The sequence below is a fragment of the Polymorphobacter multimanifer genome (genome assembly GCF_014205635.1).
Classification (GTDB): domain Bacteria; phylum Pseudomonadota; class Alphaproteobacteria; order Sphingomonadales; family Sphingomonadaceae; genus Sandarakinorhabdus; species Sandarakinorhabdus multimanifer.
In genome coordinates this window covers 42,508-59,620 of sequence record NZ_JACIIV010000014.1, presented here as the reverse complement: position 1 = coordinate 59,620, position 17,113 = coordinate 42,508, and the positions used below count along the sequence as shown (strand labels likewise).

Below are 17,113 nucleotides of genomic sequence, written 5' to 3'. Positions count from 1 at the left end.
GCTCTTGGGGGGGCAGGATGCCAGCGCGGGGGCTTTCGATTGTCGATCTGCTGGGGCTTCCCCCCGGCTCGACAGCCCTCATCCCGCCTGACCTGCGCGCCGAACTCGCCCGCCTTGCCATCGTCGATCTGGTCACCACCACCAGCGCAGATGCTTTCATCTATTCGGGCACCGTCAAATCGCTCGGCGAAACCCTGTTCCGCTCGTCGCTCGATTGGCCGATCACGCTGCCGTTGCTCAATCTCGGCGTGCCCTTCCAGCTGGTGCGCAAGCGCCTCGCCTTGGCCGATGGCACCGATCTCGAGCCCGCCGCCGATGGTTTCCAGCTCGATCTGACCCTCGACCGGGTTTCGATCGAGGTGCCCGGCCTGCGCCCCGCCATCCTCGTCCCCTCCGCGGGCGTCACCGCAGCGCATCTGGTGGCACCCATCGAAGGCCAGCCCCTGTTCGAAAAGCCGGTGCGCATCATCGGCTCGGCCACGTTGAGGATCAGCAGTGCGCCGGGCGGCGGTGCGCCCAGCCTGCGCTTCGTGGCCCCGCCCGATCCGCTCGATCCCGACGCCCCCACCGGGGCCGTCGCCACCCTCGGCTTCGAGCCCCCGCACTTCTTCTTCGGCGGCAGCGATTTCGGCATGACCGTCGACCGCCTGCTCTACGATGACAGCGAGACATTCACCCCCGCCGAAATCGAGGCGCGTGGACAGGGCCCCGAGTGGCGCGGCATCGCAATTCGCGAGGCCACGCTGTTCATGCCGCGCAATGCCCCGCTGCTCGGCGATGTCAGCACCGGTGTCCGCGATGTCCTGCTCGGCAGCCCGCTCGGCCTGCAGGGGGAGGTGCGCGTCGACTTCGGCATCACCCCGGTCGCACCCTCTGCCATCAACATCACGCAGCACGATGTGCGCACCGCCGGCACCGATGTCTTCAACGATCGTCCCCTCAGCCAGCTCACGCAGATCGGAGACGCGAAGAAGCGCGTCCATGAAGTCAGCCTGGTCGCCGATGGCACCGATGAGGTGGAAGTCTCGATCACCGGCATCCTCAACCCGCCCCCACAGGGTGACCCGCGGACCTTCAGCTTTCGCTGGAAACTCCCCGACGGCAGCAGCGTGGAAGGGCTGCAATCGGGCCGGTTTCGCGTCAAGCCGCAAGACCAGGTCGAGATGACCGGCCTCGAGACGCTCGACGGCGAAACGCTCGAATCGCCCCCCGTCTTCATCCGCTTCAAGGCCGCCGGGCTGCAGGCCACCCCCAGGATCGACCTCGATTTCGGCGGCCGCATCCACCAGGATGTCGTCAGCCTCTCGGGCGATGCCGCAGCGCTCGCCGGTGCCCGCTTCTTCGTCCACATGGACCCGGTCAACCCGCCGGCGGAATGGCGCTGGCTCTATGGCCCCTGGCTCGATGCCGAGCCGCACACCAGCACCGACACCCGCCCCGATTTCCGCGGCCCGCCCGGCATCAGAATCCTCGCCCTGCGCGGCTTCCAGGACAAGACACCGCTGCCGAACCGCCAGGTCGAGATCGAGATCATCCCGGGCGCCCCGGCGCTCATCGGCTGCCTCACCGGCGTCTTCGATGCCAATGGCCCGGTGGGGGTGCGCAGCGTCGAGGCCAGCTACAAGCTGGCGGCGTTTCACAGCACGGGCGACAAGCGGCCGGCAGATGCACCGGCAACCCTCAACGGCACCACCCTGGCGGTGCCCTCGGAAACGCTCGCCGCAGTGCTCATCGGCGCCGGGGACATCAGCGCGCAGCCCGTCACCCGCCATGTGCAGGTGCTGATGGGCTTCAACGAGACCGAGCCCACCCACTTCATCGCCGATGGATCGCGCGACAACAGCCTTGCCGTGCCCTTTTCCACCCAGTTGCTCCACCGCTGGCGGGACCGGTTCAACCGCGGCCAGCACCGCAACATCGCCTTCCTCGTCGTCGGCCGCACCTGCGACCTCGGTGACGAAAGCCTGAACGCCAACCTGTCGGGGCGCCGCGCCCTCAAGGGCTGGGAGCTTCTCGGCGGCGATCTCGCCTTCAGCATCTCGCGCGGTGAACGCTTCCAATGGGGTGAGCCGCATATCGGGCTCAAGATGCAGGGCCACCTCAACGGCCAGCATGAGGCGGACTCCCCGATCATCCCGTCGGACATGAAGGCAAGCCGGGTGCCATCCCCCGACACCGACACGGCAACGGCGCCCGACCATGATGGCTGGCTCTTCAAGATCCGCAACAACGGCGGCTTCAGCAGCCGGGACCCCGAAGCGCACAACCGCCCGCGCTACCGCCGCGTCGATATCCACGCCATCGACTGGGGCCCCCATGCGGAGCCAAACCCCGGCGGCACCATCGCCGCCGGCACGGGCTTTCGCCGCGTCCTCGTCCCCGGTGCCCTGCCCGCCGATCTCGCCCTGCCCGCCTCGACCCGCAGCTCGACCCCCTACCGCGTCCGTCTCGTCATCCGCTGGGACAGTCCAAGCGTCGCCGAGCTTGCCGATGCCATCCCCACCCAGGCGGAGATCACCATCGCCTGGCCCGCCGCCGCCCAGAATGTCCCCGGCACCGGCGGCCAGGTCACCCCCGAGCCGCGCGCCACCCATGGCCCCAAGATCTTCACCTTCATCGGCGGCTGGACCTATGATCCCCGCTCGACCGCCACCCAGTTCAGCCTCTCGATCAGCGCCAGCGGCACCCCCGATGGCCTCGCCGACCTGAAGGGCGACGACGCAGCGATGAACGCCGCCGCCATGGCGCTCGGCCTCGGCCCGGCCCTGCTCGCCGGCATCCAGAGCACCGATGTCGCCGAAGGTGGGGTCCGCGCCGGCGCGCTCGTCGGCGCCATCGCCTTTGCCGCCGTCTATGGGCGCGATGGCAAGGTGGTGCTCAATGGCATCAAGATCGAAACCCGCCAGCAGGCCATCTCCACACTCGAAGGTGCGGGCTTCAGGGTGGTGTTCGATTACACCGTGTCGATCGGCTTCGAATTCTCCGCCTTCGGCATCACCATCACCGCCGAAAGCCCGATCAGCATCCGCTACCGCAACGTCGGCTTTGCCGTCGACAGCAGCAAGTCCGGCTTCGATGCCGTGTCGATCGTCTACGACAACGCCAGCTTCGATATCGCCGATCCCGGTCAATGGGTCATCAATGGCCCGCTTGGCGAGCTCATCCGGGTGGCCGGCAGCCGCGCCGGCTCGGGCAGCACCTGGATCGAGCTCGACCTCGTCTTCGCGCTCGATCTCGGCGTGGTCAAGATCACCGGCTGCACGCTGCGCGCCACCATGAGCGAAGGCGGCCTCGGCCTCGAGTTCCGCGGCTTTTCGGCGGCCATCGATGTGCCCGGCGTCATCGCCGGCAGCGGCAGCGTGTCGCTCGGCGCCGGCGGCGAGATCCGGGCCGGGGTCGAGGCCGATCTCATCCCCATCGGCGCCGCCGCCATGGCCAGTCTCGCCTTCGATCCGCCAAAAAACTTCTTCGCGCTGGAAGTCGGCGTCATGCTCCCCGTCGGCATCCCGCTCGCCCAGTCGGGGCTCGCCATCTACGGTTTCATCGGCCGCTTCGTCACCAACGGCAAGCGCGATTTCACGAGCCCGACCCTTGCAGCAGTCGCAGCCGACCCTGTCCTGCGCGAGCTCGGCTGGTACGAGCTGCCGGGGCAGGACAAGTACACGGCGGAGGCGGGCCAATGGGCGCTCGGCCTCGGCGTCAGCGTCGGCACGATGCCCGACACCGGCTTCACCTTCAACGCGCTCGGCATGCTGTCGATCGGCTTCCCCGATCCCGATGTCGTTCTCAGCGTCGATGTCAGCCTGTTCCAGCGGCCCAAGCTGCCTGCCGCACAAAAGCCCGCCGCCGCCACCAGCCTCAGGATCCTGGGCATGATCGCCATCAGCCCACGTGCCGTGGTGGTGGCGGTCAAGGGCGAATACCTCGTCCCCAAGGTGCTGCGCCTCGCCGTGCCTTTCGGCGCCTATTTCCCGCTGCCCGGCAACAACGATGCCGCCTTCCTCCGCATCGGCTCCGATGGCCATGGCGGTCGCCTCGGCGAGCCGGTGTCGCTCACGCTGCTGCCCGATACGCTCGACATCAAGGTCTGGGCCTTCCTCATGGTCGAGGCGCGCGAGCTGCTCGATCTGGGCGGCATCGATGATTTCGACCTGCGCGGCTTCTCGATCGGTTTCGGGGCTGGCTGGACGATGCAATGGGGTGCCAGGCCGATCGTGCTGCGCGTCTCCGCCAAGCTGCTCGCCGGCATGGGCACCAAGCCGCTCACCATCGTCGCCGGGCTGTTCGTCGAGGGCGAGCTGCGGCTGTTCGTGGTGTCGCTGTCGGTGCGCGGCGAGGTCAAGGCGCTCATCACCGAGCAGTCGCAGAGCTTCACCGGCAAATTCTGCGGCAAGGTCGATCTCTTCCTCGTCTCCTACGAAGGCTGTGTGGACGTCCGCTTCGGCAGCGGCGACGATCCCGGCATTCCCGTGCCCGACCATCCGCTCACCCAGGTCGATCTCACCGCGCGCGACGGCAGCATCACCGGCCGCGCCTACAAGCCGGGCGAAGCGCAGCAACCCGATCTCGGAAACATCGTCTGGCCGGACACTGTACCGGTGCTCGGCTTTGCCCAGCCCATCGCCAATGCCCTGCAGGGATCGGCCTTCGCGCCCGATCCTGCCGAGCTGCCCGGCGTCGCCTGGAGCGGGAGCACCGAGCTCAAATACGCCTTCCGCCTGAAGAAGCTTGTCCTGCGCCGGCGTGGCGGTGCCGCCCTCGCCGGGCCGCTCGAAAGCGTGTGGTGGTGGCCCACCCACCGCGGCGGCGTGCTGCTGCCCGATGATCCCGCCCCGTCGGAGCAGGAAGGCCGGCAGCTTGCCCTGCTCAGCTGGCACCCCGCCCCCTGGAGCCGTTCGATGATCGGCGGCGGCGAGAGCACCTCGGCCGATCCGGTGAACACGATCGAGGCGCTGTGCAAAGCGGCGCCCGGCGCCACCCGTGGCTGTGTTCGCGCAGACCGTGCAAGCCGCGATGGCTTCGGGCGCACGCGGCTCGTCGGCGACGCGGGCACACGCTTTGCCGCGCACATCACCGAGGCCATGCCGGGCGCCTCCTCGATCGCCGATGCCATGGCCGCGGTGTCGATGGCGGGCTGGGAAATCGAGCCCGGCGGAGCGCGCCCTCTCGCCACTGCGATCGACCTTCCCGGTGGCCCGCGCGGCCTCACCGCCGGCTACCGGCTGGCGCGGATCAGCAATGGCCAGCAGCTCGTCTCCAGCCTCGGCGCCAGCATCCTGCCGACGACGGCGCTGTTCGGCGCGGTGTTGACCTTGCGCGTGTGTGCCGAAGCGGGGCTCGCCACCCAGCAATCTCGCTGCGACGATTTCAGCGATCTCAAGCCCGGTGACAAGGTGCCCGACGGCCAGTTGCGGCGCGGCGATACCCGCTATGAATGGAAATCGCCGGACGTGGCCGCCACCTCGCCGATCGTGGACCATTTCCCCAGGGAAGGCGATGGCGCGGCCGAGCTGTGGTTCGGGAGCAAGGGCATGATCGCGCGCTTCCTCAAGCCCGTCGACAGGGTGCTCGCCGAAGTCGCCTTTGCCGAGGGTGGACCGGTGACGATGATGGCACATGATGCCAACAACCGCCGCATCGGCCTGGTGCAGGGCAGTGCCACAGCGGAAAAGCCGCATGAGCTGCTGATCGAGGCCAAGGACATCGCCTGGGTGCATTTCGTCGGCGGGGCCGCGCCCAATTCGCGCGGTATTTCGCGCAAATCCGGCGGCTCGCTGCTCCGCCTGTGCCTTGGCGCGGAGGGCAGCGACGAAGACATCGCCGCCGAGCTGCTGGTTGCGGAACTGCTCAAGGCATCGAGGGATACCGATCACGCCGGCAGCACGACACCGCCGGTGCGCGGCTGGACTGCCGATGGCAAGCCCGTGCGGCTCGCCATCAAGGCCGAGCCGCATCCGGAGCCCGGCGAACGCTGGCCCCGCTGCTCGCTGTTGCGCATCGAAGCCGATCCGGGCGTGGCGGTCGCGCGCTTCGAGGTGGCGGCCTGGCCGCACGGCGATGTGTCGGTGCTGGCACTGTGCGGCACCGATTGGCAGAGCCAGATGCTGCAGCAGGCCGATGCCGCAGCGCGCACCGACACCGCCGCCGCCCTCACCGACAAGGCCGACCCCGAGACGAGCAGCGAACGGCCCAACCTGCTCGACGCCGGCACCGAATACGAGATCGTCGTCGGCGTCGAATGGACCGGCTGGCGGCGGGACCGCGATGCCCCTCCAGGCACCCTCCCGCCGCCGCTGGGCGATGGCCTGCGATGGACGGCCTTTCTGGATGTCGTCCACCGCTTCAGCACCGCCCACCTCGCGCTACCGCCCGTCGCCGCGCTGCCGATCGATGTGCGCAAGGAGAATGTCTTCGATCCGCGCGCCCTTTCCCGCCACATCATCGGCTTCGCCCCCGATGGCACCGGTGCGCCGCACTTCCTCGATGATCGGCTGCGCGTGTTCCTGCGCGTCGATCATGTCGAGCCGATGCTGGCCCGCTATGGCCGCGCCCTCCGGCTCAAGCTGCGGCGCACCGATCCGCCCGCCTCCAGCCTCGCCGCGCCGAACGGCAGCGGCCCCTCGCTGCGCCCGCCCGATCTCGCCATATCCCTGTCGGTCGCCCGGCTCGACACCGACCGGATGCAGACCGCGGACCGGCGCTTCGTGAACGCCGCCCAAGTCGCCCCCTGCCTCAAGCCGCCGGCGCTGGGCGGCCGCACGCTGCTCATCCAGGCCGACATGGCCCCCGATGCCGCCTATGATCTTATGTTCACCGCCCCGCCGCTCGCGAGCCCGGACGAGGACGCCGTGGTGATCGCCCGCACCAACTTCCGCACCTCGCGCTACCGCGGCCCGGCGGACATGCTCTCCGCCATGGATTTCGCGGTCGACGACCTTGCCGTCGATCCGCGCCTGCCCTTCGATGCCATGGTCCAGCCCGACACCGCGCCAACGAGTGCAAGCGCCGACGATGCCAGCTTCGAAACCCGGCTGCGCGCGCTGGGGCTCGATCCCTGGCCGCTGCCCCCCGCTCCGCGCGCCGTCGCGCTGTGGCATTTCGGCGGCGGCGTCTTCCGCCTCCACGGCGTGATGCTGGAGACCGACGAACCCATGGACCGCCAGGGTCGCATGGCGATCCGGCGCATTTCGCTCGGCCAGGTCCGCTCGCGCCGCGATCCCGCCACCGGCACCACCGCTCGTGAATGGGTGCAAGGCCCCGCGCTGCAACGCATCGTCCGCAATGCCGCCACCACCAGGGCAATCTGGATGGCAGCCGCCCCCATCGCTGCCGCCGCCGGGCAAGCCATCCGCATCGATTTCGACGATGGCACGGCCTCGTCCTTCGCGCTCAAGGCCATCGGCAGGGCACCGCGGCTCGCCTTGCAACAGGGGCTCGCATGAAGGCGCTCGCTTCCACCACGCTGCTTGGCGGCATCGCCATCCACGACAAGGCGGATCCCCACCTCGCCCCCGGCGGGCACCTCCGCCTCATTCCGCACCCCGCCCTCGGCCTGCCCATCGCCCCGCTGGTGCTCCGCAAGACCGTCATCGATCCACGCCAGCTCGCCGCCAACGCACGCACCGATATCGTCTGGCGCACCGACAAGGGCATACAGCTCACCCCGCCGTTCACGCTGCGCGCCGGCATGGTCGTCACCGGCATTCTGCCGCCCGGCAGCCGCTGCCTGTGGATCGAGGTCGATGCCACCCCCGGCCGCACGCAACTCCTGCCGCTGCCCGGCATCGCGCGCACATTGCCCGGCGCAGTCGTAGCGCTCCCCATGCTCGATCGCGGCCTCGCCCTCCGCCCCGAACTGTTGGCAACCCTCACCAAGAACACGCTCCAGGTCGCCCAGATCGAGCCGACTGCCCGCGGCGATGCCATCACCCAGAGCCGCTCGGCTGCGCCCTATGCGCTGGCCGCCGGCCGCATCCGCCGCATCCGCCTCACCGGCAGCGGCGTGGTGCGTGGCGTGCGCTGGCTCGAGGAGCGCGAGCTGGTGAAGGAAAATCTCTACGCCAAGGAATGGCGCCGCTGGTCGCTGCCGGCAAAGCCGGGCGCCCGCTATGCCGCCCCGGCGACCGCGCTTGCCGATGCCGAAACCCGCGTCGGCAGCGGCGCGCCGCAGCGCGAGCAGATGCCCGATGTGCCGGGCGCCACGCCTGCCACCGCCCCAGCCTATGCCGCCAACGGCGCCGCGCGCGCAGCCCGCGAACTGAACCGCATCAGGAAACGCTTCGAGGAAGGCGCCACCGGCTCCCCCGCCACCGACCACTCGCTCGCCGCAGGCCTCGAACGCCTCATCAACGATCTCTCCGCCCCGGCCGGCACGCTCGAAGTGCAGGTCCCCAGCTTCGACGAGGCAACCGGCCAGCCGGTCGGCCGTGTCGATGTCAACCTGCTCTCGGCCCTCCAGATGGCACAGCTCGATCCCGGCATGGCACGCTGGCTCGGCTTTGCCGATACCGATCTCGAAGTCCTGCACCTGCCCCCAGGCTCGCTGGTGGTCTATTGGGTGGACGGCTGGTGGGAAGGCCCCGACGCCAAGCGCAGCCTGCGTGGCCGGCTCATGGCCCGGCTGGCGGGCAACAAGGACGATACGCTGAAAGCCTTCGAGGCGACATTCAAGACAGCAGTTCCGAAGGGCATCGGCGACATCGTCCAACTGCAGTCGGTCATCCCCATGCTCGTCGGCCAGCCGCCGACACGTCCGCAGCCGCCGGTCATCGGCGCGCTGCGCTCGGGCGGCTGGACCACCGATCTGGTGCCCCCCGCCGCCGCCCGCCAGATCACGCTGCCGCTCGGCCGCCTGCTGCCCGGCGGCCTGCTCGCCTTCGCCCGCCTGGGCGGCCCCGCCCCGCAGAGCCTGCACGAAAAGGCCGCCGATGGCACCGCAATGCCGCTCATCGCCGCCGAGCTGCCCGATGCCGCCGCGCCGGGCCAGGGCGAACTCTTCGACCGCATGGCCCCCGCCGATCCCGTGCAATACCGCGTCGCCCAGTCCGACTGGGCCGGACGCTGGAGCGAGTGGCGACAGGCGCAGGCGCCGGTTGCCGAGCGCCCCGCGCCGCCGCGCCCGGTGCCCGAGCTGTTCTACACCCAGCCCGCAGTCAACGGCGTCGGCCCAGTCGGCAGCCTGCCCGGCAAGGTGAGCATCCGCCTCGATGTGCCCCGCCCTTCCCAGCTCGCCCCCGGCAGCCTCGCCATCACCACTCTCGAATTCACCCTCGACGGCACCACCGAAACAATGCCTGTCGGCAACAGCAGCAGACTCGAATTCAGCCGCAAAGGTCCGCCGCTGCCGCGCGGCGGGCAAGGCGTCACCACGCTCACCGCCCGCTGGAAGGACAGTGCCGACCGCTTCTCGCAGCCCTGCCCCCCCACCGAGCGCCGGATCTTCGATCCGCGTCCGCCACTCGGCCTCACCATCGCGGAAGACCTCGCCTATGGCTCGCGGCCCGATGTCACCGGCAAGTCACGCATCGCACTGGCATGGAAGCCGACCACCGGCCAGGCCACCACCCGCCTCTACCAGAGCGACGAGACCACCCTCATCCGCACCCTTGAAAAGCGTGGCGGCCATGACGCCCTGCTGGCGCGGATCGCCGCCGCCGCCGATGCGCCGGCGCGCGCGGCGCTGTTCGTCAAGCACAAGGCGCTGTTCGGCCGCGGACAGTTCGGCCTCATCAACCCCGATGGCTTCACCGGCACGACCTTCGAGCATCGAGTCTCGGGCAGCCTTCGGGTGCTGCTCTTCTACCGCATTCTCCCCGTCAGCACCGCCGGCGTCGAAGCCGATTTCGCCACCAGCGCCCTCATTCCCTATGCCATCCCCAACAGCGGCCCGCCCGCCCCGCCGATGCTGGTGGTCCGCCCGGTTCGCGATGGCAGCGTGCTTCGCCCCGCCGTCGCCATCAGCGTGCCGCAGGGCGGCGTGGCGGCGCGCGAGTTCCGGCTGCGGCGCTCACCGTCCGAAAGCCGTGATCCGCTGCGCATGCCCATCGTCCACCAGGGCCCGGTGCCGCCGCTCCCCGCCAACGCCGGCCCCGAAGCGCGGCAGGAAGTGCCGAGCTTCTTCGATACCGGCGGCAGCATCGAACCCTTCAACACGCCGCTGCAGATGTGGAGCCGATACAGCTGGGCGGCCGAGGTCCGCGGCGGCCCCGAGCCCGGCGGCACCACGGCGGGCGAATGGTCCGATGCAAGCGCTGCCGTCTCGCTGGCGCTGGTCCCCGATGGGCCGCCCGCCCCTCCCGGCGCCGGGCGGCTGGAAGCCGCGGCGCCAGGCACGACCCGGCTCAGCTTCGCCCATGCCGAGCCGCTGCAGGGCGGCGCGCTCGGCAGCTACAGCATCGATCTCTTCCGCGCCCACCCCGATGCGCCGCTCGAATTCGCCGCGAGCGTCGGTGCCGATGCCGCCCGCACGCCCGATCCAGCCGGCGGCTTCCGCTTCGCCTTCACCCTGGCCGAAGTGCTGCCCCCCGGCACCCGGCTGGTGGCGATGGTCATCGATCCGGCCGGCCGCAGCAGCGCGCCCTCGCTCGCGCTGATCATGCCATGAGGAGGCGAGGATGGGACGCGCGCTGACCCCTGCCCCCTCGGGCCTCGGCCTGGCATCGCCGGCGCTCGGCCCGTGGTTCAGCCGTGACGATATCCGCCTGCAAGCCCCCGATCCCGACCTGTCGGTGGCCTTTTCGCCCTCCACCGGTACCGACTGGCTGCCGCCGGCGCGCGGCATCTTCTCGTTGCATTTCGCCACCTCTCCGCGCCCGGCCGCCCTCGCCCCGCTGCGCGCCGCCGCCGGCACCCCGGCCTTCACCGACAATAGTCTGGTCGGGCTGTTTCGCCTGCTCCCCGAAGTCGAGGTGCGCCTCGCCGCCCTTCTCGCCTTCCTGCCCTCCCCCGATGGCACCGCCGCCACGTCGCCGCCCGGCGCCGCCACCCGCCCGGCCCCGCGCTGGTTCGCCACCGAATTCACCACCATCGACACTGCCAGCAGCATGGCCGCCCTCGAAGCCGTCTGGCCGCACGGCTTCACCGTCGACGAAGACACCGAGGCGAAAAAGCTCGCCGCCATGGGCCTCGGCGGTGCCTCGGGGGCGCTCGTCAACGCCGCGCGTCCAGCCGCGATCCTGCTCGGCCCCGGCGAGGTCATCAGCAGCAGCGACAAGCTGATGGTGCTCAGCGCCGCCCGGCACCGCCTCTGGGCGTTCGACGCGCTGGGCCGCGCCATCGATCCCGGCGCAGTCGCCGCGTGGCTCGCCTGGCTCGCCACCGACCAGTTCGACAATCTCTGGGCGCCGCGCGTCACCGAGCGCACCTGCCCGGTCGATGCCGCGCGCACCGTGGCGCTGGTCGGCGCCCACCAGGGCCCGGTGCCTGCTGCCCTGCTGGCGCGCACCGAGGTCGGCAATGTCGGTGGTGCGGCCACCGATGTCGTCCGCGCCGCCTCGGACGCCAATGCCATCACCATCGGCTTTTCCGCCGCCCCCGATCCCGATGACGCGCCGCTGCCGCGCGCCGTGCTGCTGCCCGCGGCTGCGGCGGCCACCACCCTGTCGCTCTGGCCCTCCGGCGCGCTCGCCACCGGCCTCGAGCGCGATGCAGCACGCGTGCTGCTCGTCGATGTCGAGGCGCATCTCACCGGCCAGCCGCGCATCGCCGCCGGCACTACCCCCAGCGCCGGCGCCAACCGCCGCGCCGCCATCCAGAACCAGGCCGCCAGCCGCATTAACGTTGCCCGGGCACTGCGCGGCGATGCTGCACCCCAGGCCGTCGCCCCCAGCCTCGATCTCGCCGCCGCAGCACTCGTCACGCTGCTCGAAACCGCCCTCCCCGTCACCCTCGTCGCCCCGCAGCTCGATCGGGATTTCGGCCCCTTCGCGCCGATGGAGGAGGTCAGCGCCACCTTGCCCGATGCGCTCCCCACTCCGGTCGTGCAGGCGCTCGGCGGCGGTGGCTCCGGCGGCGATGCCGTCAGCAGCCAGCGCGTGCTGATGACCTTCAGCTTCGATGCCGCCCTGGCCGGCGCCATGCTCCGCATCTGGCCCAACGCGGTCGATCTCGACAGCGGTCGCCGCCGCGCCGCCGATGGCGGCACCGGCCGGGTGCGCGCCGATGGCACCGCCAGTCTCGTTGTCCAGCTCGCCCCCGGCGCCAACACTGCCGCCCTGCTCGGCGGCGTGGCGCTCCTCGCCCATGCCGGAGGCTCGCGCCTCTATGGCGAGTTCCGCTTCGAGCGGCCGCTCGCCAGCACCGCGTCCACTACCGACTGGAGCAATGCCGGCGGCGCCATCATCGCCTGCGAGCAGGACAGGTTCGACACAAGCGCCGCTGCCGAGGCCGCCGGGCTTCTTCCCGGCGTCACGCTCGTCCATGACGATGGCAGCGCTGCCGCGCTCATCACGCCGGGCACCGCCCCCGCCGCCACCGGCTCGGTGGGGGCAGCTCTTGCCGCCGGCGACCGGGTGGAACTCAGCGTCCCCGCCTTCCGTGCCGAGCCGCGCGGTGCCGCCCCCGCCATCTTCACCGCCACCGGCGCCACCGCCACCGAGCTGGCCCGGAATGGGAGCTTCCGCGCCGGCGGCGCTGGCATGCCGCTGCCCAGCCAGCGCATGCTCGTCAGCGCCGCCGCCGGCTTCGATGCAACATCGGCCCGTGCCGTGCTGGTGCCACCCTCGGCGCTCGCCCGCCTCCACGAGATCGGCCCGGTGCAGCTCGGCCACCCCGGCGCCCCCGCCGCCGCCGAGCATATCGGGGTCGGCGCCGACATTGCCGGCCCGGCCGCCCTGCTCATCGCCGAGGCGCTCGCCGCCGGCGTCGATGCCGACACCCCGGCGCTCGTCGCCGCCGCCACGGAACGCGCCGCCAGCGTGCCTCCCGATCCGGCGGGTGCAGCACTCTGGGTGGCAGCGCTCCGCACCGAAGCCGCCGGCGCCGAGGGCGAGCCCGGAATCGCCGCCCATGTCGATGATGCCAGCCACCCCTATCCGTTCGATGGCGACGAGGCCGCCCAGAGGCAATGGTATGCCGATCATCCGAACATCACCGTGCCCGCCCCCGGCAGCAACGATGCCGCCGCCCGCCAGCGCGCCATGGCGCGCCGCGCCCTCGCCGCCGGCCGCGGCCTGCAGGAAGCCGCCATCGCCCTGTCCGCCGCCTTCGCCCGCGCCGAGGATCTCGTCTATATCGAAACCCCCTGGCTCGATCTGGAAACCGCCGGCAGCAGCGACGACGAGCGCAACCCGGTGCAGGCGCTGGTCGATCGCCTGCAGGCGCAACCCGCCCTCCATGTCGTGCTCTGTGTGCCCATCCAGCCCTTCACCGGCGCCCCCGCCGATCTCGTCCGCGTCCGCGCCCATGGCCTGCACACCGCCATCGCTGCGCTGCGCGCTGCCGGCGGCGAGCGCTTCGCGGTGTTCTGCCCCAGCGCCGGCATCGGCCGCACCCCGCGCCTCGCCAGCAGCGTCGTGCTCGTCGACGACGCCTGGGGACTCATCGGCTCGGGCGATCTCAGCCGCCGCGGCCTCAGCTTCGATCGCAGCCTGGCGGTCGCGCTGTTCGACGAACAGGCAAGTGCCGGGCGCAGCGAGACGCTGCGCCGCGTGCGCCGCATCCTCATCGGCGCCCGGCTCGGCCTCGAAGCCCGGCTGGTGCCCGACGAAGGACCAGCCCTCGTCCGCGCCCTGACCGACCTCCAGCTGCGCGGCAGCAACCGCGTCAGCGACGCCAAGCTGCCCGAGGAAAAGATCCCCGTCACGGCCGGCGATCGCAGCTTCTGGACGCGCGACGGCTCGCAGCCCCCCAATCCCGTGGATCTCGCCGCCCGCCTGCAAGCGCTTTTCGCCGCCAGCCACCTCAATTGACCGGCAGACCGGGGCCAGGGCCGCAGCGCCCGATTTGCGCCGCCTGCCCCAAGCCTCTACACCGCCCGCAAAACCAGCGCCCCCTCGCGGCAGACCATCGAAAGGCCCTTTCTTGAGCAACGAAACCAAGGCCAAAGTCGGCGCGCGCCTGACGCTGCGCAACGCCACCTTGCGAGACGCCAAGGACATTCTCGCCCTTGTCGATCGCTCCTACACCGATGTGGGCGGCTACACGCTGGGCATGATCCAGGGCCAGATCAGCACCTTTCCCGAAGGCAAGATCATCGCCGAATATGATGGCGTCATCGTCGGCTATTGCGCCACCTTCATCATCGATGAAACAACCGGCTTCGCGCCGCACAGCTGGCTGGAGATCACCGGCAGCGGCTATGGCTCGCGCCACGATCCCGATGGCGACTGGCTCTATGGCATGGACGTCTGCGTCGATCCCGCCTTCCGCCGCCTGCGCATCGGCCAGCGCCTTTACGATGCCCGCCGCCGGCTGTGCGAGCATCTCGAACTCAAGGGCATCGTCTTCGGCGGCCGCCTCCCCGGCTATGCCAAGCGCCGCAAGAGCTTCGAAACCCCCCACGCCTATCTGGAGGCGATCCAGGCGCGAAAGGTGCACGATCAGGTCGCATCCTTCCAGCTGCGCTCGGGCTTCGAGCCGATGGGGATATTCGACAATTACCTCAGCTCCGACAAGCAATCGCTCGGCTTTGCCGCCAAGATGGTCTGGCGCAATCCCAATGCCGCCCAGGAGCCGCAGCCCAAGCGACTGCTCCGCGCCGATTCCGAAGCGGTGCGCATCGCAACCGTCCAGCTGCAGATGCGTGCGGTCAAATCCTATGAGGAATTTGCCAGCAACATCGAATATTTCGTCGATGTCACCGCCGATTACCGCGCCGATTTCGTCGTCTTCCCCGAGCTGTTCACGCTGCAGCTGCTCTCGATGATGGACCGCAAGCTCAACCCCGAGGAATCGATCGAGGCGCTCACCGCCTTCACCCCGCAGATCATCGAAACCTTCCAGAAGCTGGCGATCAGCTACAACATCAACATCATCGGCGGCTCGCACCCCACCCGCGTCGATGGCGATATCCACAATGTCGCCTATGTCTTCCTCCGCGATGGCTCGGTCCACAGCCAGGAAAAGATCCACCCCACCCCCAACGAACGCTATTGGTGGAACATCAAGGGCGGGGACAGCATCGAGACGATCGACACCGACTGCGGCCCGATCGGCGTGATGATCTGCTACGACAGCGAGTTCCCCGAAGTCGCCCGCCGCCTTGTCGACCAGGGCGCCCGCCTGCTGTTCGTCCCCTTCTGCACCGATAGCCGCCAAGGCTATCTCCGCGTGCGCTATTGCAGCCAGGCCCGCGCCATCGAAAACCAGTGCTTCGTGGTCATGTCGGGCAACGTCGGCAACCTGCCCGGCGTTGAGAACATGGACATCCAGTACGCCCAGTCGTGCATCCTCACCCCGTGCGATTTCCCCTTCGCCCGCGACGGCATCGCCGCCGAAGCGAGCGAGAATGTGGAGACCGTCACCGTCGCCGACGTCAACCTCGCCGATCTCAACTGGGCACGCGCGCAAGGCTCGGTTCGCAACCTGCGCGACCGGCGCTTCGATCTCTACCGGATCGAGTGGCTCAACCCCTGAGCTGCAAGGGCACGGCCGCTCGCCCAGAACAGCAGGATCGCCGCCAGGCACAGCCCGGCAGCAGCGGCAAACACGCCGCTGCTGCCATGCGCGCCCTGCACCAGCCCCAGCTGCTGCGCCCCGAACGACGTGCCCAGGTTGAGCATCGCCATGAAGGCGGAAAATTGCGTCGCCGCCACCAGCCGGTCACACGCCGCCATGGCGCGCGCATAAACCGACACCGAAAGCAGCACGAACAGCAGCGCATGCACCACGAAATAGCCGCCGAATAGCAGCGGCTGCGGCCAAAGCGGCCCGGCCAGCGCCATGCCGCCATGCAGCGCCGCCAGCAGCAGCAAGGACACCACCACCGCCCGGCCATACCCCAGCCGGTCCGCAATCCAGCCTGAAGCCGCAATACCGAAAAGTCCGCCGGCAATGTCCGCCCCGCCCGCAAGCCGCGTGAAGCCCTGCTGGTCCCAGCCCAGTTGCTGCACCGCAAAAACCGGCACCAGCGCCGTCTTCAGCCCATAGGCCGCAAACGCCACGAAAATCCCCAGCGCCAGCAACACATTGGCCGGCCGCACCATCACCCCGGCCAGCGTCGCCAGCAGCCGCCACAACCGCGGCGGCGCCGGCACTGCCCCATCGGCATCCCCCGGCGTCCATGGCAGCAACCGCTCGCCGGCACGCTCGCGCAGCAGCAGCGGGAGCAGCAAAATGGCCGCAATCGTCGCCGCCGGCGCCAGCACCGCCGCGGCAAAGCCCCAGTCGGCAATCAGCGCGCCGCAGATGATGGCAGAGCCGGCAATCCCCAGCGTCTTGCCGCCCCACATAAGTCCATTGGCGGTGCCGCGTTCATCCTCCGGCACGATATCGATCGCCATCCCGTCGATCGCCACGTCCTGGAAAGCCGCCGCCATGTTGATGAGGAAGCCGCTCAGGCTGAGCAGAAACAGGTCGCCCGGCTGCGGCGCCTGGAGGCTCATCGCCACCATCGCCCCCACCAGCACCAGCTGCGCCCCGATGATCCACGGCCGCCGCCGCCCCATCGCCGGAAACTGGAAGCGGTCCATCAGCACGCCGTTGAGCATCTTGAAGCTCCACGGCAGCAGGATGATCCCGATGAAGCTGCCGATCTCGGCCGCCGACGCGCCATTGGTCGCCAGCCACGCCGGCACCGCCACATAGAGCAGCCCCTCGGGCACCCCTTGCGCGAAATACAGCGCGAACAGCGTCAGGCTGCGCCACCGCCGCCGCTCTGCCAGCACCGGCAAGCGCCGCGGTCGTCTGTTCAAATCCATCGGGACCGGCTTGGGCTATCGCTGCAAACCCGTCAACCGATCCGCATGGTCGGGGCGAGAGGATTCGAACCTCCGGCCCCCCAAAGCAAAAAACAGCAGAGGACGGAGGTTCGCTACCTCCGTCATCGCATGGTCGGGGCGAGAGGATTCGAACCTCCGGCCTCTGCCTCCCGAAGGCAGCGCTCTACCAGGCTGAGCTACGCCCCGACGCCAGCGGAACCGGCGCTATAGCCACACCGCCCGGCCCGCGCAACCAC

General features: G+C 70.0%; 5 protein-coding genes and 1 tRNA gene. 4 read left to right on the top strand and 2 right to left on the bottom strand.

Annotated elements, in window-relative coordinates; translation table 11 throughout:
• The first annotated feature begins 17 nt into the window (after nucleotides 1-17).
• The 4 genes from FHS79_RS10700 (at nucleotide 18) to FHS79_RS10685 (ending at nucleotide 15,573) form a co-directional block, all read left to right on the top strand.
• Complete coding sequence (locus tag FHS79_RS10700) at nucleotides 18-7,442, top strand: hypothetical protein (protein ID WP_184199504.1); 7,425 nt, start codon at nucleotides 18-20, stop codon at nucleotides 7,440-7,442.
• Nucleotides 7,439-10,603 carry a hypothetical protein gene (locus tag FHS79_RS10695; protein WP_184199501.1) on the top strand — a complete coding sequence of 1,055 codons (3,165 nt, stop codon included), beginning with the start codon at nucleotides 7,439-7,441 and terminating at the stop codon, nucleotides 10,601-10,603. The genes FHS79_RS10700 and FHS79_RS10695 overlap by 4 nt, the downstream gene beginning before the upstream one ends.
• Before the next feature lie 10 nt (nucleotides 10,604-10,613).
• A complete protein-coding gene (locus FHS79_RS10690) occupies nucleotides 10,614-13,907 on the top strand; it encodes a phospholipase D-like domain-containing protein (protein ID WP_184199498.1) in 3,294 nt (1,097 codons plus the stop codon).
• 112 nt (nucleotides 13,908-14,019) lie between these two features.
• Nucleotides 14,020-15,573, top strand: a complete 1,554-nt coding sequence (locus tag FHS79_RS10685; protein ID WP_184199495.1) for a bifunctional GNAT family N-acetyltransferase/carbon-nitrogen hydrolase family protein — start codon at nucleotides 14,020-14,022, stop codon at nucleotides 15,571-15,573.
• On the opposite strand, the gene FHS79_RS10680 is transcribed toward FHS79_RS10685, so the two are convergent.
• Nucleotides 15,546-16,856, bottom strand: coding sequence for an MFS transporter (locus tag FHS79_RS10680; RefSeq protein ID WP_184199493.1), 1,311 nt, complete (start codon nucleotides 16,854-16,856; stop codon nucleotides 15,546-15,548). The two genes, FHS79_RS10685 and FHS79_RS10680, sit on opposite strands and share 28 nt — an antisense overlap.
• 130 nt (nucleotides 16,857-16,986) lie before the next feature.
• Nucleotides 16,987-17,063 (bottom strand) — tRNA-Pro (locus tag FHS79_RS10675).
• Nucleotides 17,064-17,113 lie beyond the last annotated feature (50 nt).

What these genes read in the sequence shown, in the direction of transcription:
- FHS79_RS10700 (WP_184199504.1), top strand. Translation starts at nt 18, where the DNA reads ATGCCAGCGCGGGGGCTTTCGATTGTCGATCTGCTGGGGCTTCCCCCC.
- FHS79_RS10695 (WP_184199501.1), top strand. Translation starts at nt 7,439, where the DNA reads ATGAAGGCGCTCGCTTCCACCACGCTGCTTGGCGGCATCGCCATCCAC.
- FHS79_RS10690 (WP_184199498.1), top strand. Translation starts at nt 10,614, where the DNA reads ATGGGACGCGCGCTGACCCCTGCCCCCTCGGGCCTCGGCCTGGCATCG.
- FHS79_RS10680 (WP_184199493.1), bottom strand. Translation starts at nt 16,856, where the DNA reads ATGGATTTGAACAGACGACCGCGGCGCTTGCCGGTGCTGGCAGAGCGG.